Here is a 26,553-nt window from a genome sequence, read left to right on the forward strand (position 1 = left end):
GTTTAAGATTTCAATTCCTTTCTTTTCTTTTCCTCACGCTTCATTTTCCATTTTTCATAAAGTGAGCCGCCAATCCAATATGGAAGAATTCCCATTAAGAAAATCATTAACCAAAATCCCATGGTAAGAATGGCTAAAAATGCTAAAAATCCTAAATATTGGTCAAATGTGAACATAACGTAGCGTGTTTAAATTGATGCCTCAAAGATAAAAGGTTTTTTTGAGAAAAGACAACAAAAATTTTCCATTTATTCACAACAAATAAACAGCCGTGCGGGTTGAACAACTTTTGGCTTTTAGTTACCTTTGCCTTTCAATATTCCAAATTATAAACACCAAATTAAAATAAACACACTTTAATTGATAGCTATTATTGCCTAATCAAAGTGACCTCAAAGAAGAAAAAAAATGAAAACCGAAATACAATATAGAATAGAAAAAGACACTATGGGCGAGGTGAAAGTGCCTGCCGATAAACTTTGGGGCGCACAAACTGAGCGTTCTTTTGAAAATTTTAAAATTGGCCCTCGCGCCTCTATGCCCTTGGAAATTATTTACGGCTTCGCATATCTTAAAAAAGCCGCGGCCTTTACCAATTGTGAATTAGGCGTTCTTACCGAAGAAAAAAGGGATTTTATTGCGAAAGTGTGCGATGAGATTTTGGAAGGAAAACACGATGACCAATTTCCATTGGTAATTTGGCAAACCGGAAGCGGCACCCAAAGCAATATGAACGTGAATGAAGTTATTGCAAACCGCGCGCATCAACTTGCCGGAAAAAGCATTGGCGAGGGTGAGAAAACGCTTCAGCCGAATGATGATGTAAACAAAAGCCAATCCTCAAACGATACCTTTCCAACGGGAATGCACATTGCGGCTTATAAAAAATTAATTGAAACTACGCTTCCCGGGGTGGAGCAACTTCAAAAAACATTTACCAAAAAAGCGGACGAATACAAAAATGTGGTGAAAATAGGTCGCACACATTTTATGGACGCCACTCCCCTAACCCTTGGACAAGAATTCAGCGGTTATGCCGCACAACTTGAATACGGGATTAAAGCGTTGAAAAATACACTACCGCATTTGGCCGAGCTTGCTTTAGGCGGAACTGCAGTGGGAACGGGATTGAACGCTCCAAAAGGCTACGATGTAAAAGTTGCGGAATACATTTCGAAGTTTACCGGTTTGCCTTTCGTAACCGCAAACAATAAATTTGAAGCACTTGCCGCACACGATGCTTTCGTTGAAAGCCACGGCGCTTTAAAACAATTGGCGGTTTCATTGAATAAAATTGCGAACGATGTACGAATGCTCGCCAGCGGACCCAGAAGCGGAATTGGAGAAATCAACATACCTGCTAATGAGCCAGGTTCTTCCATTATGCCCGGAAAAGTAAACCCAACCCAATGTGAAGCATTGACGATGGTTTGTGCGCAGGTTATTGGCAACGATATGGCAATTGCCGTCGGCGGAATGCAGGGCCAATTTGAATTAAACGTTTTTAAACCCGTAATGGCGGCCAACTTTTTGCAATCGGCGCAATTGATTGGTGATGCCTGTGTTTCTTTTGACGAACATTGCGCGAAGGGAATTGAACCGAATTATGAAGTAATTAAAAAGCAATTGAATAACAGTTTGATGTTGGTAACGGCCCTAAACACCAAAATTGGATATTACAAAGCCGCTGAAATAGCAAACACAGCCCATAAGAACGGAACTACTTTAAAAGAGGAAGCTGTAAATTTAGGCTATACCACTGCGGAAGAATTTGATGCGTGGGTGAAACCTGAAGATATGATATAAGAAATTTTCGACTTACGAGTTTCGATTTACGATTCTCAGTTTTATAATTTTTTGCCACGAATTCACGAATTATTTTAAATCAAATTCGTGAATTCGTGGTTTTTTATTTCCCTCTTGGGGATTTAGGGTGCCTTTTCTTGCCATAAAACTTCTTATACCTAAAATAAGCCACAATACTTAAAATCACCGCAAAAATAGTTATGTACCACACAAAAGTTGGCGTGGCGGGTGCATCACCACTTGCGTAGGAATGCAATCCGCTAAGGTAGAAATTCACTCCAAAATAAGTCATCATTATGGAAGCATAAGCGAAAAGAGCAAATACGTTGAAGGTCCAACGGCCGCGCAAGCCTGGCACTAATCTGGCGTGGATAACGAAAGCGTAAATCATAATACTTATAAGTGCCCATGTTTCCTTTGGATCCCAACCCCAATAACGGCCCCAACTCTCGTTGGCCCACTGTCCACCCAAAAAGTTTCCGATTGTTAACAGTACCAAACCGGCGGTCAATGCCATTTCTGTAATTACGGTTAGTTCGCTTATGTTTATCTCCATTCGTTTAAAATTATTTTTGGTAGTAAAAATCATTAAAAACAAGGAAGTCGCCGCCAGCATCATCCCAAGTGTGAAGGGACCATAGCTCATTACAATAACAGCAACATGGATCATTAACCAATAGCTATCCAAAACCGGTTGCAGGTTTGCGATGGAAGGATCCAACCAATTTTCGTGCGCCACCCAAAGAATGATTGCCGCAACAAAGGCCGTGGAGGCAACGGTCAAATCGCTTTTTCTTCCAAAGGAGAGGCCGAAGAAAACGGTAGCCCAAGCCACGTAAACCACAGATTCGTAGGCATCGCTCCAAGGGGCGTGGCCGCTCACATACCAACGTAGTGCCAAACCGAGTGTCATTAATGCGAAAAACACCCACATCAAAACTTTTGAACTTTTTATGAGTACCCGCAATATTTTTCGATCCTTAAAAAGTTGCGCAATGATAAATACAAACATCAAAATGCCAAAGACAGCAAAATATTTGTACAACCGATTGAAAATATCCACTTTGTTGTAAATGGTTTCTGCACGCAGTCTATTTTCAGAAGGCATTACTTCTGCACCGTATTTTTTCTGAAAATTCGTAATGCTTTCCAAAAATTCATCGGCTTGCGTATAATCGCCGGTTTGCCGAGCCTTCTTTAAACTATCAAAATATAATGGCAGGATATTTTTTGCGTAAAGGGAATCCATTCCCTTTAAATTTGCCTCACCCAATTCGGGGAAAGACACCCATTTGTTGCCTTCGTCCTCCGGAATCGGAAAAATCTTTAAAATACTACCGCTAAGCGCTGCATTCAAAAGTGAAAAGTTTTCATGCGCCTTTATAAAATCCTTTTGAAATTGATTTGGATTTGCTGTACGCGTTGCGGCTTCTAAAAACGGTTCCAATTTATAATTTCCTTTTTGGTCAAAAAGATCCAAAAGCGCCATATCCTTTTGTCCCTCCGGCACCCCTGCCACATGGCGAATACTGTCATTGCCACGTTTTAAATATATAAGCGGTACTTCCACCCAAAGTCTTGGAAACTCCGTCATCGAAATAAAAACCTGATTTGCATCAAGGCCTTCGTAATTGTCATTTCGGCTTATTTTCCTAAGTAGTTCACTCGCAAAAGTGTTGATGGGCTTCATCCGTCCATTGTCCTGAATTATTAAATGTCCAAACTTTGACGCGTGTTCCTTGCTTACTGCATTCGCTAATATCAATGAATCTATTTGTTGTTTTGGAACTGCGGAATGGGCCGGTTTCTCTGCCACTTGTGCCAATCCGGTCATTGAAACGAAAAGCAAAAGCAGGGTCATCTGTGCTTTCTTCTTCTTAATTCGATCCAATATTTTTTCAAGATTTTTAAAACGGCTTCCCTTAAAGAACAGAATTCCCATTAATCCAATATAAAGGAAGAAATACCCAATGTAAGTAATCCAAGTTCCCCACCAATCGTGATTTACGGAGAGAATTGTCCCGCCTTCATCGGGGTCGAATCCGGATTGGAAAAAACGGTAGCCTTGGTGGTCCAAAACATTGTTCATAAAAATATCAGCATCAAAATGTGTTTTGTCGTCATTTATTACGGTTACTTTACTTTTGAAAGATGAATAACCTTTTTCCGTTCCGGGATATTTTTCGGCAATAAAATCATTCAAAGTTATACTGAACGGGAGTTCAATACTTTCCGAACCGTAGCCTGTATACACCTTTAGACCAGCAATTTCTGTTTCGATAGGCTTTATTGCTGTCCCTCTTCCGCCAAGAAGTTCAACGGTTTTAGTTTCATTTTTTGATGAAATTTCCAATATAAGTGCATCTTGATTTGCGGGTTCGCCCTCCCCTGCCTTCACGATTCCATATTGACCTTTGGTAACGGGCTCTGGCACCACAAAGGAAATACCGCCTAGTCTGTAAAGTGAACGAAGATTGAATTGCTGGGTGCTATCTGCAAACACTTCGCCTTGTGCCTGGTCTGCCATTCGCAAATAATTTCCTTCAAATGGGCTTTTGAGGGAATATCCTCCAACTTCGGAATAGGAAATGTTTATGGCACCTTCCGTAGGTTTGTTAATGGCGAAAAGAATGTTGTGGATGTTAGAAACCTCTCCCACCTTAACCCAATGATCGTGGCGCTCTCCGTCCCCGGATTCAACAATTTTCAAATACTCCGCGCCATTTTCAGAGGGCGTCAAGCCTTCCTTTGCTCCGGAAATAAAGTTTTTGTATGCAATAGTTACTGGTTGGCCGTTATAATCGGTATTTATTGTAAATGTATTGTCCAATTTTTCAGAAAGCCGCAGTTTTTTTAACTTCAACTTTCTGCGCTGTGCCACGCCATCTATCATATATTCCCCATCTATAAATACTTCCAAATAAGGCTGATCTGAAAGTATAGAATTTTCCGTCTGTCCTTCACGAATGTGCATAATGCCTTCAAAACCTATGTAGCGCGTTACAAAAGCGCCCACAATCACCAAAATAAAAGCCAAGTGGAGCATCAATGAAGCCCACATTTCCCGTTTGTGGAGGTTGTATCTGAAGATATTACCGACAAAATTTATTACGAAAAGCAGCATAATGGCTTCAAACCACCATGCGTTGTAAATAAGTTCTCTGGTATAAGGTGTTGGCGGGCTTTGTGAGTCGGCATCCATAAAAGTTCCGGCGGCCATAGCCACTGCAAAAACTATAAATAAAACGGCAGTTAAACGAGTGGAGAAAAGAACGGAAGCAATCTTTTTTTGCATTAGAGGAAATTTTGGCGCAAAAATAGGGAATTGCGCCCATTTAGACTACTGAAATCTGTTAACTATTCCTCCTTTTTCGAGGCTTCATTTCTGGCGTTGAAAATATTTAGGTGGATAAAGGTGCCCATATTCCGGGCGCGGTTTTTTGCAATATTGGCGGCTTCGCCTTCAAATAGTTCATCAATTGTTTCATGCCATAAATTTATCCATGTACCAAAGTGAAGTTCATTGATTGTGCCGCCTACCTTTTTATCAACCTCCATGTGGGCGTGCATCGGGTTTCCGAAGTATTTTCGTTTAAAGAAAAGATTCGTTTCCCAAAAATCCGTAAGCAGGTTCAAGTGTGTTTCCCAATCGGTAATTATTCCGTTGAAAATAGGCCCGAGAAGCGCGTCTTGCCTCACTTTTCCGTAGAATGTGTTTACAAGCAATGATACATCCTCCCGGGTTTCAATTTTTCCTTTGCCCATTTTTTATAGCAAAGTTATTAAAATCAATAACAAATTGCTCAACAAGCTTAGCGCCAATAACCAAAATGCAAAGCCTCGGTTGGAACCCGCCAGCAATACGGCATTGTAGCCCATGCACAGGGAAACACACAAAGTTAATTCTATGCCCGTAATAAGTCCGGTACCTTGGGCCAATATGGTCATAGCCGCTATTGAACCAATGCAGCTGTTCAGGATTATGGTTAGGGGAACGTACATATAATAATCGTGCACGAATTCGGCTTTTAAGGATTTAATTGATAAATTTTTCATCTTATGATTTATTTTATTAAAAATTATTTTCATTCATTCATGTATAATAGAGCCTGAAAATTCATTGGTGAATCGGGGGAGTTTTTATACACAAATGCGCTTTTGTTTAATTGGTGTAAATTTACAATGCCAAACAGCCCATATTTTATGAGGCAAATCATAAACCCATGATTCCCGAAAAATTATTACAGGATTTTAGCGCTTCTATTGAGCATTTAAATGCTTCGGAAATAATAATTCAGGAAAAAAAACGAGCAGATTTCTATTTTCAAATAAAAACGGGCGAAGTAAAAATGTTCAACATAAACGAACAAGGGAAGGAATTTGTGCAAGGAATATTTTATGACGGAGAAAGTTTTGGCGAGCCGCCCCTTTTAGGCGATTTTAAATATCCCGCCTCGGCAGCTGCCGTAAAACCTACCGTTCTTTATAAACTTAGCAAAACCAATTTATTCAAATTACTGAAAGAAAGCCCTGAGGTACATCTAAAATTTACTCAGGCATTGGCAAAAAGACTTTTTTACAAAGCTATAATTTTAAAGGAAATTTCAGTACATCCTCCCGAACATCGCATTCTTGCACTGATTGATTTTTTAAAACGCAAAGATGGTTCGGATGGCCTTTTTCAGGTGGAATTAACCCGGCAACAAATTGCGGATTTAACCGGACAGCGCGTGGAAACTGTTATCCGAGCCATTAAACAGCTGGAACAGGAGGGTGAACTAAAGCTTATTAAGCATAAAGTATATCGATAATCATAAAAATATTATTGAATATGGATTTGTATTGGAAACATTCCCATTCACTTTCATAAAAAACCCTAATTTCGCACTATGATATCGGTAGTATTTTTAGGTTTTGGAAATGTGAATTCCCATTTGTTCGATGCTTTAGTTAGAAATAGCAAAGCTTCTGTTTTACAAGTATTTAACCGAAACAGAACTGCAATTAATTTTAAATCCAAAAACATTTCCTTTACCACTGATATTACGAGCATCGTTGATGCCGATATTTATATTATCGGCATACCTGACGATGCTATTTCTGCATTTTCGGAATCTTTAGTTTTTCAAAATAAACTTGTTGTACATACATCGGGAGGTGCTTCCATTGGGGTGCTTTCTTCAAAAAACCGTCGGGGGGTATTTTATCCTCTGCAAACATTTTCCAAAAAACGAAACTTAGATTTTAAAGAAATTCCGATTTGCATTGAAGCAGAGAATGACCTGGATTTGCAACTACTGCGACAGCTGGGTGAAACAATATCAGAAAATGTTGTGGCAATTTCTTCGGAAAAGAGGGCGAAATTACATTTGGCGGCCGTTTTCGTCAATAATTTTGTTAATCATTTATATTATGTGGGAGCGGAAATATTACAAACTGAAAAATTACCTTTTAACTTGCTAAAACCACTAATTGCAGAAACGGCTGCAAAGATTGAAGCGCTATCACCCCAAGAAGCGCAAACCGGGCCGGCAAAGCGGAATGACATAAAAACCGTTGAAAAACATTTAAATTTGTTGGACGAAAAACGTCATAAAGAAATTTATGAGCTGTTTACGAAGGAATTAAATCAGAAATATGGAAAAGAGCTATAAAGAATATCTAAAACATATTACCACGTTTATATTTGATGTGGATGGTGTGCTTACAGATGGCACAATTCAAGTAAATACGCAAGGCGAAATGTTCCGCACAATGAATATTAAGGACGGTTATGGCCTAAAAGCGGCAGTGGAACAAGGTTTTAATGTGTGCATTATTTCCGGCGGAACTAATGAAGGTGTTCGCGTTCGGCTTAAAAATCTTGGAATAAAGGATATTTTTTTGGGCGCGCACGACAAAACTAAAATCTTGGAAAATTATTTAACCACCAACAAAATTAAACGCGAGAACACGCTATACATGGGCGATGATCTGCCGGATTACGAAATCATGCAAGAGGTGGGCCTCCCTACCTGTCCTCAGGATGCGGTTCCAGAGATTAAGGCCATTTCAAAATATGTGTCCCACAAAAATGGTGGGAAAGGCTGTGTGCGCGAAGTGATTGAACAAGTTTTGAAAGTGCAGGGAAAATGGATTATAACCAGTGGGGTTAGCGCAAAATATGACTGAGTTGGTACTGATTAATTAATTACTGTTAGGCAAGAATCAAACTTCAATTAAATCCTCTGAAAAAATATTCCAATCCGAAATTTGAAACTTTGAAATACCTAAATCTAATCCGTTACCGGAATTTACTTTTTTTGGCGTTGGTACAAATTTTATTGAAGTACAGCCTTTTTCCCAAAGTTCATGCAGAAACCACGTTAACCAATTTTGGTTTTTTCCTATTAGTGATTGCAACACTTTCCATTGCCGCGGCGGGCAATATCATTAATGACATTTTGGATGTGGAAATTGACAAAATTAACAAACCGAAAACTGTATTAATAGGCAAAAAGATTTCGGAAAAAACTGCGAATAGCCTCTTTATAATCTTAAATATTCTGGGCGTAACCCTCGGTTTCTATCTTGCCAATAGTATCGGAAAACCAAGCTTCGCGGCATTATTTATTCTTATTTCCGCACTCCTTTATTTATATGCTGCTTATTTAAAAGGAATATTTCTTATAGGTAATCTATTGGTCTCCGCATTAGTTGCCATTAGCCTCTTAATTGTAGGCTTGTTTGAATTACTGCCTGCAATTTCTGCAGAAAACCAGTTCGCACAGCGAGCCGTTTTTATTATTGTATTTCATTATGCGCTTTTTGCTTTCTCCCTTAATTTTATTCGGGAAATCGTAAAGGATCTCGAGGATATCAATGGCGATAAAAATGGCGGAATGAATACGCTGGCGATAGCGTTGGGAAGAAAACGCACTATGAAAATAGTTTTTGCATTAGGTGCAATATTAACTTTAGGGACTGTGTTTTATGTTTACGAATATCTGTACCAATTGCAAATCATAGTACTCTATTTCCTTTTTGCCATTATTGCGCCGATGCTTTATTTCTGTATTAAAGCTTGGGAAGCTGAAACACAATCGCAATTTCATTTTTTATCACAATTATTGAAAGTAATTATGTTTTTGGGCATTTGCTCAATTCCTATTTTCAATTTGTAAATTTGAAATATAACTTTATAAATAAAATCTTAAGTCTGCCTAGAAAATGCTACGAGAAAAATTAAAGAAATACAACATTATTCTCGCTTCCGGCTCCCCGAGACGTCAGGCATTTTTTAAGGAGCTCGATATTGATTTTTGTATCCAAGTGAAAGAAGTGGATGAACATTATCCACCCCATTTAAAGCATTCAGAAATAACAGATTATCTTTCGCAACTTAAAGCATCGATATTTGTAGATTTAAATGAAAATGATATTCTAATAACCAGCGATACCATAGTTTGGAACAATCAAAAAGCATTAGGAAAACCCAAGGATTTTGAAGATGCTAAACAGATGTTGCAAAATTTGAGCGGACAAATGCACGAGGTTATAACTTCGGTCTGTTTCACTTCAAAAGGGTTTCAGAAAACGGTGAACGATGTTACAAAAGTATGGTTCAAAAAACTTTCTGAGGAAGAGATTGATTATTATGTCAAAAATTATAAACCCTTTGACAAAGCCGGTAGTTACGGCATTCAAGAATGGATTGGCTATATCGGAATCGAAAAAATTGAGGGATCCTATTTTAACGTAATGGGCTTACCCACACTACTTGTTTATAAAACGTTAACCCAAATTGCCAACCGTTGAATTTGTAGTATTTTTGGTCAAAATTCTTCGCATTTATGGACTTTTTCAAAATCATTCTTCTCTTGATTGTTTTAGGTGGATTGAAAAGTTGCAATTCATCCGAAGAAAAAGGATCTCCGCAAGAAAATATATCTGAAAGGGAAGGTACTTCAATTTCAACTCTTCGAAACCTTACTTCCGAATTTAAAAATTATTGGTTCGACGGAACGGCTGAAATCACTTCATACAGCCTGCTACAGGAGCGCTATGGGGAAATTCGCGAAGGCACCGCTGTAAATATTTTCGTTACTGAGGATTTTGTGCCCGCGGTTCAGGTTAAGGCCGATAATCCCTCCAAGGAAAACATTATGGTTTTAAAACTGAACCAAATGAAGAATTTTAACACAGGCATATATCCCTACTCTATTATGACAAGCACTTTCAACCCTTTACTGGAGAGGGCGCGCCCATTAAAAGTAACGAATAGCGTGCAGGAATGGTGTGGACAGGTATATATGCAACTAAACAATCGAGGTGAATTCGAAATAGAAAGCCATTCCTATTTTGAAGGGGAAGCCGACAAACATTTTACGCTGCCCATTACCTATTTGGAAAATGAGCTTTGGAACCTAATAAGAATCAATCCCGAGGAGCTTCCTACCGGGGATGTAATGATTGTTCCCTCTTTCGAATTTTTGCGGTTTCGACACAGGGAAATAAAGGGACACAAAGCCTTCGCCAGTCTAAAACAGGGCGATTCCATAACTATTTACACCCTTAATTATCCCGATTTACAGCGCCAGTTAATGCTTTTCTTTAGCAGCACTTTCCCATACGAAATTGAAAAATGGGAAGAAATAAATGCGGCCGATCAAAATGATACCCTTCGTTTAAAAACAACCGCAACAAAATTGAAAAGGATAAAAACCGATTATTGGAGCAAAAACGGAAATGAACACCTAAACCTGCGCGATTCGCTGCAATTGAAATAACCGATGATAAATTTAAAAGAATACTACCCCGAATTGATTGAATCCGTTGTGTTGATTTTAGTGCTTGTTTTATTGCGTTGGTTTTTAAAAAGAACGGTTCGCAATTTTGCCAAAAAAATTGAACGATTGGAGCACAGGACAGGCCTCATTATGAAACACGTAGATTTTGCGGCATTTATAATTATGGCTATAGGACTGGTATTAATTTGGGGAGTCGATTTTAGAAACTTGGGTCTTGTAATGTCGTCAGTTTTTGCTGTTATTGGTATTGCATTTTTTGCCCAATGGTCTATTTTAAGTAATGTTACCAGTGGAATAATTATGTTTTTCACCTTTCCCTACAAAATTGGCGACTACATAAAAATCCACGATAAAGAGGCACCCTGCGAAGGAATTATTGAGGATATAAAAACATTTCATATAATCCTTCACACGAAAGAGAATGAAATTATTACCTATCCAAACAGTATGATGCTACAAAAAGGCGTAAGCATTGTAAAGGCCGAAGAATTTTACGAACATCAGCACGAGCTTGACAAAAATAAGGACAAACTGCCCCACGATTAATTTTCACAAATAACTATCTTTGGATGGTTTTGAATAAATCAGCCTTTATTTTTATGCACAAACCTTATTTTTCAGCTCTTCTACTCTTTCTTACAGCAATAGTTGCCACAGCGCAAGCACCCAAAAAACCTACGGCATCCGAAATATACCACGACCTGCAAAAGTTAAACTTTGTGGGTTCCGCACTTTATATTGCCGCCCATCCGGATGACGAAAATACTCGTCTCATTTCCTATTTAGTGAATGATGTTCACGCGCACACCGCCTATCTTTCCATTACCCGTGGGGATGGCGGCCAAAATTTAATTGGTCCCGAACTCCGTGAACTTTTGGGTGTAATCCGCACCCAGGAATTGATGGAAGCCAGAAAAATAGACGGAGGGCAACAATATTTCACCCGCGCCAATGATTTCGGTTATAGCAAAAACCCTGAGGAAACATTTGAATTCTGGACCAAAAATGAAGTTTTGGGCGATGTAGTTTTGGCCATCCGAAAATTTAAACCGGACATTATCATAAACCGCTTTGATCATCGCAGCCCTGGTAGCACGCACGGCCACCATACGGCTTCGGCCATGTTGAGTATGGATGCTTTCGACCAGGTTGACGATGCTTCCAAATATCCAAAGTCTGCGGAGGAATTTGGAACTTGGCAGCCGCATAGATTGTTTTTCAACACTTCGTGGTGGTTCTACGGTAGTCGCGAAAAGTTTGAAAAAGCCGATAAAAAAAATTTAGTTTCAGTGGAGACTGGCAATTACTTTCCGGCCCTAGGACTTTCCAATGGCGAAATAGCTGCCCTAAGCCGAAGTATGCATAAATCGCAAGGTTTTGGCAGTACAGGCGCCCGCGGCACCGAAACGGAATATTTAGAATTATTGAAAGGAAGCAAGCCTCCGGACAACAATCTTTTTGAAGGCATAGATACGGCGTGGACCCGACTAGAAGGAGGAAATAAAATTGGGGAAATTTTGAATCCGTTAGAAAGCAACTTCAACTTTAATGATCCCTCAGCAATGTTACCCCAACTATTGAAGGCATATCCATTAGTTTTGGATTTAAAGGATGAACATTGGCGAAATATTAAAATGAAACAGCTGAAACAACTTATTTTGGATTGTGGGGGCATTTTTATTGAAGCCGTTTCTGAAAAAAATTCAGTGAATCCCAACCAAAATTTTGCGGTAAATATAGAGGCAATCAACCGCGGAAAAAACGAAGTGATTTTAAAATCCATAAAGAATCCACAAGGAAAAATTCTTTGGAATAGCGCGGAAAACCTTTCTTTTAATGCCATAAAAAAAATCGAGACGACAGTAACTTCAGAAAGCAAAATTCCACCCTACTCCTCACCTTATTGGTTGAATGAAACCGGTAGCTTGGGAATGTATGTAAGCCCTGAAAAGTTTATCGGATTGCCGGAAACTCCAGCCTTGGAGCAGTTAGTTTTTGAACTGCAGTTTGAAAATATAACGATCCCCTTTACGAAAAATATTATTTATAAATCCAACGATCCCGTTAAGGGTGAAGTGTACCGACCCTTGGAGATATTGCCGGAAGTGACTGCCTCCATTCCTGAAAAGGTGTGGATTTTTGCAAATGAAGAGGCTAAAACAATTCCCGTAATTGTTCGTGCGGGAAAAGATAATATTTCTGGAAAAGTATCCATTGAACATCCGAACGGTTGGAAGGTTGAGCCCGCCCAGCAAACCTTTGAAATAGAAAGAACGGGCGAAACCAAAATCTTCAACTTCATAGTAACGCCACCGCCCACCCAGAATGAAGGCTATTTAAAAACACGAATAGTTGCGGACGGAAAAAATTTTGATAAGGAATTGGTCACAATAGATTATGAACATATTCCGTATCAAAGTGTTTTGATACCTTCCGAAGCGAAAATCGCCAAAATTGATATACATAAAAAAGGACAAAATATTGGATACATTAACGGTGCGGGCGACGCCATTCCAGAAAGTTTGAGGCAAATAGGATATTCTGTTTCAACGATTGACCCTTCCACAATTTCAAAAAGCAGTCTTTCAAAATTTGATGCTATTGTGATTGGCATTCGAGCCTACAACACCGTTCCTGAGCTTGCGTTTGCGCAACCTTCATTAAACAAATATGTTGAAAATGGCGGCACGCTCATAGTTCAATACAACACCAGTAATAGTTTGGTAACTGAAAATTTGGGCCCTTATGCGCTTAAATTATCGCGGGATCGTGTTACGGATGAATTTTCGGAAGTGAAAATACTTGCGCCAGACCACCCAATTATGAATTCACCCAATAAAATTTCCTCAAAGGATTTTGATGGCTGGGTGCAGGAAAGAGGGCTCTATTTTCCTGATGAATGGGCTAAGGAATTTACGCCTATTTTGGGAATGAATGACAAAGGCGAAGCCCAAACAAAAGGGTCATTATTGGTGGCCAAATATGGAAAAGGACATTATATTTATACCGGCCTAAGCTTTTTCAGGGAGCTTCCGGCGGGTGTTTCCGGGGCATATCGATTGTTCGCGAATATGCTTTCCTTGGGAAAATAATTCAAAAAAAATGACCGAAGAAAAGGAAAAATTCATTTGGAAGTGGAAGTACTCATTGGTGCTTCTGCTAAACGCTGCCTATATCTATTTGTTTTATTTATTAATGCAAAACTACGCCTAAATGCAACAGATTGATTGGATTGTATTAATTGGCACTCTCCTATTTATCGTGCTATACGGCACTTGGAAATCCAGACAACAAAAAGACGTTGGGGATTATTTAAAAGGAGGTAATTCTGCACATTGGTGGACCATTGGACTTAGTGTTATGGCTACCCAGGCCAGCGCCATCACTTTTCTTTCCACGCCGGGGCAGGCTTTTCATGATGGCATGGGTTTCGTGCAATTCTACTTCGGACTACCCATTGCAATGGTAGTTATATGTCTGGTTTTCATTCCCATTTATCATAGATTAAACGTTTATACCGCCTACGAATATCTGGAAAGTAGGTTCGATAAAAAAACGCGCACCTTGACGGCTATTTTATTTCTAATTCAACGTGGCCTGGCTTGTGGAATCACCATTTTTGCACCATCTATTATACTTTCAGCCGTTCTGGGTTGGAATTTAATTTATCTGAATATTATTATAGGACTGCTTGTGATTATTTATACCGTAAGTGGTGGCACAAAAGCAGTGAACGTTACTCAAAAGCAACAAATGGCGGTAATTTTCTTCGGAATGTTAATTGCTTTTCTTCTAATTCTGAATTATTTGCCATTGGATATTTCCTTTTCGAAGGCACTCGAAATTGCTGGTGCCAACGGCAAAATGGAAATTCTGGATTTTTCTTTCGATTTTGACAACCGATATACTTTTTGGAGCGGATTGATTGGCGGTACATTTCTGGCACTCTCCTATTTCGGGACGGACCAAAGTCAAGTGCAGCGCTACCTCTCCGGAAGAAGCGTAAAACAAAGCCAAATGGGTTTGATTATGAACGGAATTTTGAAAGTGCCTATGCAATTCTTCATTTTGCTCGTCGGAATTATGGTTTTCGTTTTTTATCAATTTAACAGTGCTCCGCTCCACTTTAATCCTTCGGCCGTAAAAGATGTAAAAAACTCATCCTATAAAACTGAATTCGAAGCGCTGGAAGAAAAAAAGAAATCGCTTGACCAGCAATTGGCCGAAACGCAAATTCTATATTCGAAGGCTGAAAGTGATTTGAACAAACAAAATTATATCAAGGAAATAAAACAGCTGAACACTGCTGAAAACCAACTAAGGGAACAGTCCGTGGCGCTTATAAAAAAAGCAAATCCAAAAGCGGAAACCAATGACAAGGATTATGTTTTCATCCATTTCATTCTCAACAATCTTCCGCGGGGCCTGATTGGCCTACTTTTGGCTGTAATTTTAAGCGCCGCCATGTCTTCCACTGCATCAGAGCTTAATGCCTTGGGAAGCACCACAACCATAGATCTTTACAAAAGAAACGTTCCCGGAAAAGGGGAAAAACATTACGTTGCGGCTTCGCGCGGTTTTACGCTTTTGTGGGGCGCCATTGCAATTTTAGTGGCGTGCACCGCAAATTTATTCGACAACCTTATACAGCTTGTAAATATTATCGGATCCATTTTTTACGGAAATGTTTTGGGTATTTTTCTGCTCGCCTTCTTTATAAAATTTGTCCGAAGCAAAGCCGTATTCATTGCCGCGTTAATCACACAGGCTATCATTATCTATTTTTGGTATATTGACATTATGCCCTATTTATGGCTCAATCTTGTTGGCTGCGTTATCGTTATGGGAATTGCGATGATTTTACAAACATTACTTCCGAAAAATACACCGGCATAAAATCTAATAATTATTATGAAAACACGGTTAGGAAATAAAGCGGACATTGTGGAAATTCTTGAGCTGCAAGAGAAATATTTATTCCGAAATATGACAGATGCCGAACGAAAAAACGGATTTGTTACCACTCCATTCACAGTTAAGCAAATTGATGAAATAATTGGTGAAAACGGAATTTTCATCACTGAAAATGAAAAAGAGGAACTTATTGCGTATGCCTTTGCGGGAAGTTGGAGCTACTTTGAACAATGGGAAATTTTTAAGTTTATGGTTTCCCGATTTCCGAAATTATCCTTTAAAGGAAGTGAGATTACCACTACAAACAGTTTCCAATACGGTCCTGTTTGCATCGCGGAAAATTATAGGGGAAAGGGCATTTTAAACAGACTTTTTGAAGAATTGAGAATCGAGTTTTATAAGAAATACCCAATTTCCGTGACTTTTATAAATAAAGTAAATGAAGTTTCTAAGATAGCCCACACCAAAAAATTAGGTTGGGAAATTATTGATGAATTTGATTTCAACAATAATTCCTATATCGGTTTAGCATTTGATATGAAAAATTCTGTTTTAAAGTAAATTGAGGTCGCTGCTAATATTGTAAATACCCATTTTACTTTTCAAACAACAATTTCGAAATACGGTTATTTCCGGAGGCAAAAGCAACGCTATCATTCACAAATTCTATAGCGAAAAATCCTTCCTTTGAAAGCTCCTTCCAGTTTTTGCCCCCATCACTACTATACGAAATTCCCGGAGAACCCACGGCCACAATGCCCTGCCCCTTCGCACCAGGAACAAACTTAACGGAAGATCGGTAACCCGGTTCCTTTCCATTGGCAATCAGCTTCCAAGTTTTTCCTCCGTCGCGTGTAATGGCTTTGTTTCCTTCATTATTAGACTTATCCTCCCAGTTTCCGCCAAAAATAATGCCGGTCGTTTCATCTAAAAAGTCAATGCTGTAAATTCCCGTCATGGCCTTGCCATTAACTATGGGCGTATCGAAAATTTCCCAGGTTTCACCTTTATCCGCACTGTGCATTACCCTGGACTTTCTACCTCCAGTTGCCACCCAAGCGTGATTGCCAAAAACCGCGATGTTTGAATTGCTGGCCGCAAAAGCCGCCTCGCCCCTAACAATTTTTGGAAGGTTTACACAGGGTATCTTTTGCCAAGTATTTCCGCCGTTACGGGTAATAATGACGGACATACAGTCCTCCACGGGGTCACCAATTGCAATACCTTCATTTTCATTCCAAAATTTCATGGAATCGTAAAATACGTTATCGCCCTTTTCATTATAAACCTCCTCAATATTGGTAGCTTCGGACCCGTTAAAACCAATTTTATATAATACCGCCGGATTGGCGATGCTCAAAACGAAAACGGCTTCCTTCGTGCTGGCAATGGATCGAAAATGAAGTAGGGAATCACCATATTTTATAATTGCGAGTTTTGGTATTTCGCCATCAATCAAGCCCATCTTTCCTTTATCGGCCGCGAACCAAACTCTGTTTTCGTCTAAAGGTTCAATGGCGCGAATACTTAAACTGTCAATAAAAACAGGGCTTATTTCCACAGAATTAAATTCATTTTTTTGCTGATTTTCGCAAGATATTAGAGCAATGACAGCAAGAATGGCAGCAACAAATCGCATAGATTCAATTTTTTTTCAAAAGTACTAATAACTTAAGTAACATTTGGGGGATATGTTCATTTCACCGTTTCTAATCCGTTTTGATTTCGATAAATTTCGATTTCATTTTCGATTTAAAAAGATACCTTTGCAGCGGTAAAAGTTTTCCAAAAAGAAAGCTGAACCTCCAACTTCGAACACATATTTATCAGTAATGGAAATAATGAGTATCGGGGTTTTGAAAAGTATTTTAAAATGAAACTACACAGAAACTTAGTATTCGCCACGATAGATTCCCTTCATTTGATTTTTAATGAAAACAAACAAGCGGACAAGGTGCTCAAAAACACTTTAAAGCTGGACAAGCGTTGGGGCGCCCGCGATCGGGCATTTATTGCCGAAACAACTTATGATATTGTGCGCTGGAAACGTCTTTATTCAGAAATTGCCGAAGTACGCGAGCCTTTTGACCGCCCAAATTTATTTCGTTTATTCACCGTTTGGGCTACGTTGAACGGAATTGCAATTCCGGAATGGAAGCAGTTTGAGGATACGCCCACCCGAAGAATAAAAGGAAAGTTTGATGAGCTATCGAAAATTAGAAAATTTCGCGAATCCATTCCGGATTGGCTGGATGAATTGGGGCAGAAAGAATTGGGCAAAAAATGGGACAAGGAAATATCGGCCCTTAACCAACAGGCTGACGTGGTTTTGCGGGTGAACACATTAAAAACCACCGTAGAAAAACTACAAAACGAATTGGCCGATCTCGATATTGAAACCGAAATCTTAAAAGACTATCCCGATGCGTTAAAATTAAAGGAGCGAACCAATGTGTTCACCACCGAAGCCTTTAAAAATGGATTGTTTGAAGTGCAGGATGCTTCGTCACAAAAAGTGGCGGAGATGTTAGATCCAAAACCCGGAATGCGCATTATTGATGCCTGTGCCGGAGCCGGAGGAAAAAGTCTACACATTGCCACGATGATGGAAAACAAAGGGCAGTTGATTGCAATGGATATCTATGAAAACAAATTGAACGAGCTGAAACGACGTGCCCGAAGAAATGAAATATTCAATATTGAAACTCGCGTGATTGATTCCACGAAAGTGATAAAAAAACTTGCGGAAAAAGCAGATAAGGTTTTAATTGATGCTCCTTGCTCCGGTCTGGGCGTGTTAAAAAGAAACCCAGATGCAAAATGGAAACTTAAGCCAGAGTTTATGGATACTATTCGCGCCACCCAAAAGGAATTACTCGATAGCTACTCCCGCATGGTTAAACCTGGGGGGCAATTGGTTTATGCTACTTGCTCAATTTTGCCCTCAGAAAACGAAATGCAGGTGAAAGCATTCCTAAGTCGTGAAGAAGGAAGCGATTTCACCCTAATAAATGAAGAAAAAATAATGCCCAGCAAAAGCGGTTTTGACGGATTTTATATTTCTTTATTGCAGAAAAAAGACTCAAATAAAAAACCCTTATAAAAAATGAAGAAAATTTTTACCCTATCTATTCTATTAAGCCTACAATCCCTTTTTGCGCAGCAGCCTTATTATAATGATGTTGATTTAACCTTAACGGGGCAGGATTTATATTTCGCGCTTCAGCAAAAAATCGAAAATGCCAGCATATCGTTCAATTATGGCGACACGCGCGATGCCATGAAAATCACCGATGAAGATCCAGCCAATAACAGCAATGTACTTTTGCTTTATGGCCATAATGATAATGGTAGTTGTACACTACACCGCAGTCGTGATAAGGATGACTTTGGAGGACAGAATTGTGAATATAACCGCGAACATACCTTCGCCCGTTCCAATGCTAATCCCCCGATGGGCGATGCAAATAATAATGCCACTGGTATTGTTGCAGATCCGCACAATATTCGTCCCACAGACCAACAGATGAACAATAACCGTGGCAGCAAAAAATTTGCCTCAGGCTCTGGCGTTGCTGGCAATGTTGGCAGCGGAAACTGGTATCCCGGTGATGAATGGAAAGGAGATGTCGCGCGAATGATGATGTATATGTACACACGTTACGGCGACCGATGCAAACCCACGTTAAATGGTGTTGGGCCGTTACAGGGTACAACAGATATGCTCCAAGTTTACCTACAGTGGAATGCTGAAGATCCGGTGAATGACTTTGAAGATCAGCGTAATCCACATTTGGAAATCGTTTACGGAAACAGAAATCCTTTTATTGACAATCCTTATCTGGCCACTTTAATCTGGGGCGGACCAGTGGCAGAAGACCGCTGGGGTTTAATTGGCATTGAAAATATTGAGGCGGAAAACATCGCAGTATATCCAAACCCAACTTCTGAAATTCTATGGATTACAGACAATACAACTTTTTCCGTGGAAAGTTATTCGGTTTATGACCTAACGGGAAGAAAAGTGCTACAAAACTCGTTTAATGCTTCCGAAAAAACGATAGATTTTTCAACAATTGAGAGTGGAATTTATCTTTTGGAACTTGTTTCGTCCACAAAAAGAATAACCAAAAAAATCGCAGTTCAATAACTGCTATATTTTAATGAATATAAAAAGAGCGGGCCGTTGCCCGCTCTTTTTTTTATATGCTATTTGTGATTTAGTTAACGATAATTCTTCCTGTTTTATAGGATTTGGTGTTCTTTCCTCCCACCTTAACAATATATACTCCACTTACCGCTTGGCTCATATCAAGTTTCGCTTTATAGGAATCGCCTATTTTGTTGATCATTTTTATTCGAAGTTGTTGCCCCAACATATTATAAACAGCAAGATAGGTTTCGCCATTAAAAGAAGTTGTTAGTGAAACATCAAACTGATTGTTAGCTTCGGTGGTTATTATAAATTCTCCCTTTGTTATTGAAAAATCATCAACTCCCAAGGTTCCGATATTTGCTGTATAGTCCTCAGTTTCTCCAAAATTGGTTTCCTCGCAGGCATCATTCGGCACAGGGCCGTTCCAATTGGTCTTAGCTCGCATACGGTGTGGTCCAATGGCGGCACCCGAGGGAATTACCAAATCCATAGTTACGGTATAGGTTCCGGAACCTTGTCCTGAGGCAATTTCCACATTATTTACCACTACTTCATCTGTAGTGAAGTTAGAGTCGTCATTGAAGTCAATCCAAACTTTCACAAATTGATCTCCATAACCAGTTGTTATTGTTAGGTTGTTAGTGCTTCCTGGTGCCAAATTCGCAATCAAATTTGTAAAGTCTCCATAACCTTCACAGGCAGACGGATTATTAATTTCCGCAATCGAAACTAAACGGAAGCCATCTCCAAAGGAACAATCCAAGTTTGGTTGGCATAAAATGTTTTCTATTTCAGCCGTAACTGAATCATTGGATGGATTTCCATCGCTCGCCAGAGAAGTTGAAACCGTAACGGTATAATTTCCCAAAGCAGAAAAATCTGCAGTTTGCGCGAAACTATAAATCATTTCCTGTTCAGAGGCTATTGGTCCGGTAAATGTTTCAATTACAGGAGTGCCGCCATTTATTACATATTGAATATTAAAATTTGATTGTGAAGCAGCGCCAAAGTTTTTAATTGTTGCGGTTATGGTTTCATTGCCCAATCCGGAGCCGGAAATTGGTGTCGTAATTTCTATCGCCCCTACGTCGTTAGCCAATAGATTTGTTATTTCTTTTATAAAAGGATCGTTGGCTGGAAATTCATCACCGGTTAAATTAGTCCGCACTTCTATGGAATAGGTTTGCCCAGTAGTAGAAAGATCGATTGTTTGTGTAAATGTGTATGTGGCGGTTGAGCCAGCTGCCACGGTACCATTAAAGGTTTCTGAAGCCACTAAGTTTCCATCCACTCGAAGTTCCAGGGGAATGTTGCTTTGTGCCGCAGTTCCGAAATTTCGGATACTTATTTCAACCGTCTCGGCATTCGTCAATATTCCATTAACGGGTTGTATCAAGTCATTAACCCCAACATCTTTCGCAAATCCGCTGGACAAGGTAAATGCAGCAATTTGGGTGCGCCAGTTGTTATCCGAAGAAAAATACTCAGCCGTATGCCAAAAGGTGAAGTTATTCGGATCCATGGTTAAATGAGAATAATCTCCAAACCTATTGGTGAAGGTCTGCACGCCCGCTCCCGGAACTATTTCCGTTTCAGCAACCGTCATTTGGCCAAGTGGATCCCCATTAAACCTACCGGTATAACGGATAGATGCCCTTAAGGTACTGCTTGCAACATTAAAGGCCAATCCGATATTTCCCCCCGCATCAATACCCGCGCTTCCCATAAATCTGCTCTGGCCATCCGCCGGTGCATAGGTTCCTTCCTGAAAAATACTCCATGGATTGGAAGCATCATTCCGCAGTTCGATCCACCTAATTCCTGAAGTATCGTTATTATCAATATCAGTGTTAAAAGTAATTACCCAACTATTGTGTCCCGAAAAACTGCGGTAATTGGCGGCATAGGAAATTACCCCCCCAATCATATCAATCTTCTGGTTAGTTCCGGGCTGCTGAACATCACCCGTTCCGAATGGTGCAAACACAGAGTTAAATGGCGCCGTTGGAATTTCCAATGGCGCGGAAATAGTGGAATTTCCAGTGTTGGTCCAATCAAGGTCAATTTCCCAAACTTTTAAATGGTCAAAACTAACTCCGGACCAGCCATCATCTTGAAGATAGGTTACATAACCAGGCGCATTTGCCGGGAAAACAGTTCCTAAAAGATTGGCAGGTTCGGGGCTTAAAACTGTATTCGTGTTTTGAATACCCCCCGGAAGCGGAAACCCAACAATCTTTGGGCTCGCGCCACCAGCCAACATTACGTCTCTTTCCACGGCATACACTTTATTGGTAGTTCCAATGTTTGCCGTGAGATAATATGCATCATGCCATACACTATAATGTGGATAATCAGGAAAACTTCCAAAGGTATATTGATAAACATTATAAGCACCGATGGGATCTCCCGTTTCTGAAACGCCGATCGCTAAGGAATTTCCCAATGAGCCAAATTCACTAACAAACCATCGATCCGCAAGTTGATCATACATCACAATGGGATCGCCTGAATTGGACCCTATTCCCAAAAACGTTCCCAATGAAACCGGACCCACCAACAGCACACCCGTTTTACTGAAAATTTTCACAATGGAATTAACCGAATGCACATAATGGTTTGGTCCTGCCGCACCTGTTGGATCCGGCGGCACAAAACCCGATTCTGAGGATGAGGCTCCAATAAAATTCTGTTCAATGGCGCGGGTACGTATTTCGCCAAAATTTCGTTGAACATTTTGGTCTATGCCCAGCGGCAGTGCATTTTCATTCACCTGCGGATTATACCGGGAACGGTTGGCGACTACTTTAATCTGTTTAACACTTTGGTCGTAATTTTCCTCTTGTACCGCATATTCCCGCAAGGGAATAGTTTTTCCAATAAAAGTTCCAACTATTACCTCATCCGGCGGAAAAGACTGTTGGGAATATAGCGCTGCAGGCAGCAATATAATCATCGCAAAAAGTAATTTTTTAAGTTTCATAAAAAATATTTTAAAATTTTGAAATCGAAAGGTAATCTATAATATTGGATATTTAATTGCTCGAAACCAGAAGATTATAACATTCCATAAATTATAAAATCTGCGTTTTCTGTTGATTAAAATTCTTTCAAAATTGGTTACATTTGCACCTTTTAAAACCCTTAACTTTCACAAGGATGATTCACTTTTTCGGGAACGTTGAAAACACCGTTTTTGCAGTCCAAACCCAAGGAAATATTTCAGAAGAAAATAGTAAAAAGTTGGAGTGGCTTTTCGGCAACCAGCCCAAAATTGAGAAGTCCGTTGTGCAACCTTCCGCTCCGAATTTATTTGTGGGACCACGGGCCGCAATGGTCACACCGTGGAGCACAAATGCGGTGGAAATTACCCAAAATATGGGAATCGAGGGAATTATTCGCATTGAGGAATTTCACAATAGCACTATCGAAAAAGGGACTTTCGACCCCATGCTTTCGCAAAAATTCAAGGAATTGAATCAAGATATTTTTGATATTCACATTCAACCGGAAGGAATTTTGGAAATTGGGAATATCGGAGAATACAATCAAAAGGAAGGATTGGCATTAAACGCCGAGGAAGTTGAATACCTAGAAAATCTTTCGGAAAAACTTGGAAGAAAATTGACTGACAGTGAAGTTTTCGGCTTCAGCCAAGTGAACAGCGAGCATTGCCGCCATAAAATTTTCAATGGTGTATTTGAAATTGACGGCCATGAAATGCCCACTTCCCTCTTTAAACTGATTAAAAAAACTGCTGCCGAAAATCCGAACGATATCGTTTCGGCATATAAGGATAATGTAGCATTTATAAAGGGCCCGAGCGTAAAACAATGGGCTCCAAAAACTGCCGATAAACCCGATTGGTACGAAGAAAAGGATTATGAAAGCGTGATTTCGCTTAAAGCTGAAACACACAATTTTCCAACAACCGTAGAGCCTTTTAACGGTGCTGCAACGGGTAGCGGTGGCGAGATCCGCGACCGTTTGGCTGGCGGAAAAGGTTCGTTGCCATTGGCGGGAACCGCGGTTTATATGACTTCCTATTCCAGACTGAACGACGAAAGACCTTGGGAAAAGACAATGAAAGAGCGCGATTGGTTGTACCAAACACCACTCGATATTTTGATAAAAGCGAGCAACGGAGCGTCCGATTTTGGAAACAAATTTGGGCAGCCATTAATTGCCGGATCCGTACTCACTTTTGAGCATGAGGAAGATGCAAGAAAACTGGGCTTCGATAAAGTGATTATGCTTGCTGGCGGAGTTGGATATGCAAAAGCGAGCCAGGCCATAAAAGGAAAACCACAGGAAGGCGATAAAATAGTTGTACTTGGTGGCGATAATTATAGAATTGGAATGGGCGGTGCCGCGGTTTCTTCGGCAGATACGGGTGAATTCCACAGCGGAATTGAATTGAATGCCATCCAACGAAGCAATCCGGAAATGCAAAAGCGTGCCGCAAACGCAATCCGTGCTATGGTGGAAAGTGACGAAAATCCTATAATTTCAATCCACGATCACGGGGCCGGCGGACATTTGAATTGTTTGAGCGAACTGGTTGAAGACACAGGCGGAAGAATCGATTTGGACAAACTTCCAGTGGGCGACCCCACCCTTTCCGCAAAGGAAATTATGGGCAACGAAAGTCAGGAGCGAATGGGGTTGATAATTGCCGAAAAAGATATGGACACGCTTCAACGGGTGGCCGATCGGGAACGCTCACCTGTGTATGCAGTGGGCCAGGTTACGGGTGATCGACGCTTCTGTTTTGAAAATGAAAAAGGCGAAAAACCTATGGATTTTGCCTTGGAGGATATGTTTGGCAGTTCCCCAAAAACAGTAATGAAAGATAAAACCATAAACAGGAATTACAAAAACCCTGATTATGAAGGTTCAAAAATAAAAGATTACGTAACGCAAGTGCTTCAATTAGAGGCCGTGGCCTGTAAAGATTGGCTTACCAATAAAGTGGACCGTTGCGTAACAGGACGCGTTGCCAAGCAACAAACTGCCGGACCCCTGCAACTTCCATTGAACAATTGTGGCGTTATGGCGTTGGATTTTCACGGAAAGGAAGGTGTTGCCACAAGTATTGGCCACTCGCCATTGACGGCTTTGATTGATCCCGCTGCCGGTTCGCGAAATGCAATTACCGAATCACTGACGAATATAGTTTGGGCGCCGTTAAAAGATGGTTTGAAAAGCGTTTCCCTTTCTGCAAATTGGATGTGGCCCGCAAATAATGCTGGGGAAGATGCGCGTTTGTATGCAGCAGTAAAAGCAGTTTCAGACTTTTCGATTGATTTGGGAATCAATGTTCCCACAGGAAAGGATTCACTTTCGATGAAGCAGAAATACAAGGACGGCGAAGTGATCTCTCCCGGAACGGTAATTATTTCGGCAGTTGGAAATTGCAACGATATTAAGAAAGTTGTTGAGCCTGTTTTACAGAGATCCCAAGGCATTGGGAGCGGTAGCATATATTACATAAATATTTCGCAGGACGAATTTAAGTTGGGTGGTTCTTCTTTTGGGCAGATTTTAAATGCCATTGGGAATGACGCGCCAACGGTAAAAAGTGCCGAATATGTAAAGAATATTTTCAACACTTTACAACAATTAATTCGAGAGGATAAAATTCTCGCGGGGCACGATGTGGCTTCGGGTGGATTGATTACAACCTTATTGGAAATGTGTTTTGCCGATGTGAATTTAGGGGCAGATTTGGATCTTTCAACTTTGGGTGAAAATGATTTGGTAAAATTACTTTTTGCTGAAAATTGCGGTGTAGTAATTCAAGCTTCGGAAGATGCATCGGTTGAAAAAATGCTTTCTGAGAATAAAATCGATTTCAAGAAAATTGGAACTGTTTCAGAAAGTGATTCACTTTCCATAAAAAATAATTCAGATAAATTAGAATTTAACATTTCTGAAATGCGCGATGTTTGGTATAAAACTTCGTATTTATTGGATAAAAACCAAAGTGGTGAAAAGCTTGCAAAACAGCGTTTCGATAATTATAAAAACCAACCGTTGAAATTTGAGTTTCCAAAGAATTTCAATGGTAATCTCCCCTCCTTTGGAGAGGTCGGGGGAGGCCGCCCTCAAGCTGCCGTCATTCGTGAAAAAGGAAGCAATAGCGAGCGCGAAATGGCATATATGATGCACCTTGCCGGGTTTGATGTGAAGGATGTGCATATGACCGATTTGGTGGAGGGACGCGAAACTTTGGAAGACATAAAATTGATTGTCGCCGTCGGTGGTTTCAGTAATAGCGATGTTTTGGGAAGCGCGAAAGGTTGGGCCGGATCGTTTTTATACAATGAAAAAGCGAATAAAGCTTTGAAAAATTTCTTTGCAAAAGAAGACACACTTTCACTTGGGGTTTGCAATGGTTGCCAGCTTTTTGTGGAATTGGGACTTCTAAATCCTGAAGATGATGAAAAGCCGAAAATGCTTCACAATGCAACGGGTAAGTTTGAGTGCGTGTTTACTTCGGTGAAAATTCAGGAAAATAATTCTGTTATGCTTTCAAGTTTTGCCGGAAGTACTTTGGGAATTTGGGCGGCACATGGCGAAGGAAGATTCGATTTTCCGAAAGAAGAAAAAAATTACAATATTGTTGCGAAATACGCCTATGACAAACTGCCTGCCAACCCAAACGGCAGCAGCTACAACACGGCAATGATGACCGACAAAACCGGACGACATTTAGTGATGATGCCGCATTTGGAGCGTTCAATTTTTCCGTGGAATTGGGCATATTATCCAAAAGATAGAAAAGATGACAAGGTTTCGCCTTGGGTTGAAGCGTTAGTTAATGCGCGAAAGTGGATAGAAAAACATTCATAAAATTCTTTAAAAAGTGAATTCAATTTCACAAAT

At 40.1% G+C, this 26,553-nt stretch carries 20 protein-coding genes; 14 read left to right on the forward strand and 6 right to left on the reverse strand.

What is annotated here, in order from left to right; translation table 11 throughout:
* Positions 1 to 2 precede the first annotated feature (2 nt).
* Positions 3 to 176 (reverse strand): hypothetical protein, encoded by a 174-nt coding sequence (locus QRD02_RS04710; RefSeq protein WP_290253760.1) that lies wholly within the window; start codon positions 174 to 176, stop codon positions 3 to 5.
* 244 nt (positions 177 to 420) lie between these two features.
* Between QRD02_RS04710 and fumC the strand changes: the two genes are divergently transcribed.
* Positions 421 to 1,806, forward strand: a complete 1,386-nt coding sequence (gene fumC, locus QRD02_RS04715) for a class II fumarate hydratase (RefSeq protein WP_290253975.1) — start codon at positions 421 to 423, stop codon at positions 1,804 to 1,806.
* Between the two features lie 103 nt (positions 1,807 to 1,909).
* Here fumC and QRD02_RS04720 read toward each other — a convergent pair whose 3' ends face one another.
* The 3 genes from QRD02_RS04720 to QRD02_RS04730 form a co-directional block, all read right to left on the reverse strand.
* A complete protein-coding gene (locus QRD02_RS04720) occupies positions 1,910 to 5,101 on the reverse strand; it encodes a cytochrome c biogenesis protein CcsA (protein WP_290253761.1) in 3,192 nt (1,063 codons plus the stop codon).
* Positions 5,102 to 5,163: 62 nt separating this feature from the next.
* A complete protein-coding gene (locus QRD02_RS04725) occupies positions 5,164 to 5,571 on the reverse strand; it encodes a group III truncated hemoglobin (RefSeq protein WP_290253762.1) in 408 nt (135 codons plus the stop codon).
* Between the two features lie 3 nt (positions 5,572 to 5,574).
* Entirely contained in the window at positions 5,575 to 5,862 is a 288-nt protein-coding gene (locus QRD02_RS04730) for a hypothetical protein (protein WP_290253763.1), read from the reverse strand.
* 167 nt (positions 5,863 to 6,029) lie between these two features.
* Between QRD02_RS04730 and QRD02_RS04735 the strand changes: the two genes are divergently transcribed.
* The 10 genes from QRD02_RS04735 (at position 6,030) to QRD02_RS04780 (ending at position 16,070) form a co-directional block, all read left to right on the forward strand.
* Positions 6,030 to 6,617 (forward strand): Crp/Fnr family transcriptional regulator, encoded by a 588-nt coding sequence (locus QRD02_RS04735; RefSeq protein ID WP_290253764.1) that lies wholly within the window; start codon positions 6,030 to 6,032, stop codon positions 6,615 to 6,617.
* A gap of 78 nt (positions 6,618 to 6,695) precedes the next feature.
* Positions 6,696 to 7,460 (forward strand): Rossmann-like and DUF2520 domain-containing protein, encoded by a 765-nt coding sequence (locus tag QRD02_RS04740; RefSeq protein ID WP_290253765.1) that lies wholly within the window; start codon positions 6,696 to 6,698, stop codon positions 7,458 to 7,460.
* Entirely contained in the window at positions 7,444 to 7,977 is a 534-nt protein-coding gene (locus QRD02_RS04745) for a KdsC family phosphatase (RefSeq protein WP_290253766.1), read from the forward strand. The genes QRD02_RS04740 and QRD02_RS04745 overlap by 17 nt, the downstream gene beginning before the upstream one ends.
* An 89-nt stretch (positions 7,978 to 8,066) precedes the next feature.
* Positions 8,067 to 8,969 (forward strand): geranylgeranylglycerol-phosphate geranylgeranyltransferase, encoded by a 903-nt coding sequence (locus tag QRD02_RS04750; protein ID WP_290253767.1) that lies wholly within the window; start codon positions 8,067 to 8,069, stop codon positions 8,967 to 8,969.
* Between the two features lie 46 nt (positions 8,970 to 9,015).
* Positions 9,016 to 9,603, forward strand: coding sequence for a Maf-like protein (locus QRD02_RS04755; RefSeq protein ID WP_290253768.1), 588 nt, complete (start codon positions 9,016 to 9,018; stop codon positions 9,601 to 9,603).
* A gap of 35 nt (positions 9,604 to 9,638) precedes the next feature.
* Positions 9,639 to 10,574, forward strand: a complete 936-nt coding sequence (locus QRD02_RS04760) for a septum formation inhibitor Maf (protein WP_290253769.1) — start codon at positions 9,639 to 9,641, stop codon at positions 10,572 to 10,574.
* A 3-nt stretch (positions 10,575 to 10,577) separates the two neighbouring features.
* Positions 10,578 to 11,141: a mechanosensitive ion channel domain-containing protein gene (locus tag QRD02_RS04765; protein WP_290253770.1), complete on the forward strand. Its 564-nt coding sequence runs from the start codon at positions 10,578 to 10,580 to the stop codon at positions 11,139 to 11,141.
* Positions 11,142 to 11,194: 53 nt separating this feature from the next.
* Positions 11,195 to 13,687: a PIG-L family deacetylase gene (locus QRD02_RS04770; protein WP_290253771.1), complete on the forward strand. Its 2,493-nt coding sequence runs from the start codon at positions 11,195 to 11,197 to the stop codon at positions 13,685 to 13,687.
* Positions 13,688 to 13,808: 121 nt separating this feature from the next.
* On the forward strand, positions 13,809 to 15,491 hold the full coding sequence (locus tag QRD02_RS04775; protein WP_290253772.1) for a sodium:solute symporter family protein: 1,683 nt from the start codon (positions 13,809 to 13,811) through the stop codon (positions 15,489 to 15,491).
* Positions 15,492 to 15,506: 15 nt separating this feature from the next.
* Positions 15,507 to 16,070: a GNAT family N-acetyltransferase gene (locus QRD02_RS04780; RefSeq protein WP_290253773.1), complete on the forward strand. Its 564-nt coding sequence runs from the start codon at positions 15,507 to 15,509 to the stop codon at positions 16,068 to 16,070.
* Positions 16,071 to 16,104: 34 nt separating this feature from the next.
* Here the strand turns inward: QRD02_RS04780 and QRD02_RS04785 are convergent, their stop codons facing one another.
* Positions 16,105 to 17,148: a WD40/YVTN/BNR-like repeat-containing protein gene (locus tag QRD02_RS04785; protein ID WP_290253774.1), complete on the reverse strand. Its 1,044-nt coding sequence runs from the start codon at positions 17,146 to 17,148 to the stop codon at positions 16,105 to 16,107.
* Between the two features lie 234 nt (positions 17,149 to 17,382).
* Here QRD02_RS04785 and QRD02_RS04790 point away from each other — a divergent pair, with 234 nt between their 5' ends.
* Complete coding sequence (locus QRD02_RS04790) at positions 17,383 to 18,612, forward strand: RsmB/NOP family class I SAM-dependent RNA methyltransferase (RefSeq protein WP_290253775.1); 1,230 nt, start codon at positions 17,383 to 17,385, stop codon at positions 18,610 to 18,612.
* Positions 18,613 to 18,615: 3 nt separating this feature from the next.
* A complete protein-coding gene (locus QRD02_RS04795; RefSeq protein WP_290253776.1) occupies positions 18,616 to 19,659 on the forward strand; it encodes an endonuclease in 1,044 nt (347 codons plus the stop codon).
* 70 nt (positions 19,660 to 19,729) lie between these two features.
* Here the strand turns inward: QRD02_RS04795 and QRD02_RS04800 are convergent, their stop codons facing one another.
* Positions 19,730 to 22,648 carry a GEVED domain-containing protein gene (locus tag QRD02_RS04800; RefSeq protein WP_290253777.1) on the reverse strand — a complete coding sequence of 973 codons (2,919 nt, stop codon included), beginning with the start codon at positions 22,646 to 22,648 and terminating at the stop codon, positions 19,730 to 19,732.
* A gap of 176 nt (positions 22,649 to 22,824) precedes the next feature.
* Here QRD02_RS04800 and purL point away from each other — a divergent pair, with 176 nt between their 5' ends.
* Positions 22,825 to 26,520: a phosphoribosylformylglycinamidine synthase gene (purL, locus tag QRD02_RS04805; RefSeq protein WP_290253778.1), complete on the forward strand. Its 3,696-nt coding sequence runs from the start codon at positions 22,825 to 22,827 to the stop codon at positions 26,518 to 26,520.
* Positions 26,521 to 26,553: the final 33 nt, after the last annotated feature.

The organism is Aequorivita aurantiaca (assembly GCF_030410135.1).
Classification (GTDB): domain Bacteria; phylum Bacteroidota; class Bacteroidia; order Flavobacteriales; family Flavobacteriaceae; genus Aequorivita; species Aequorivita aurantiaca.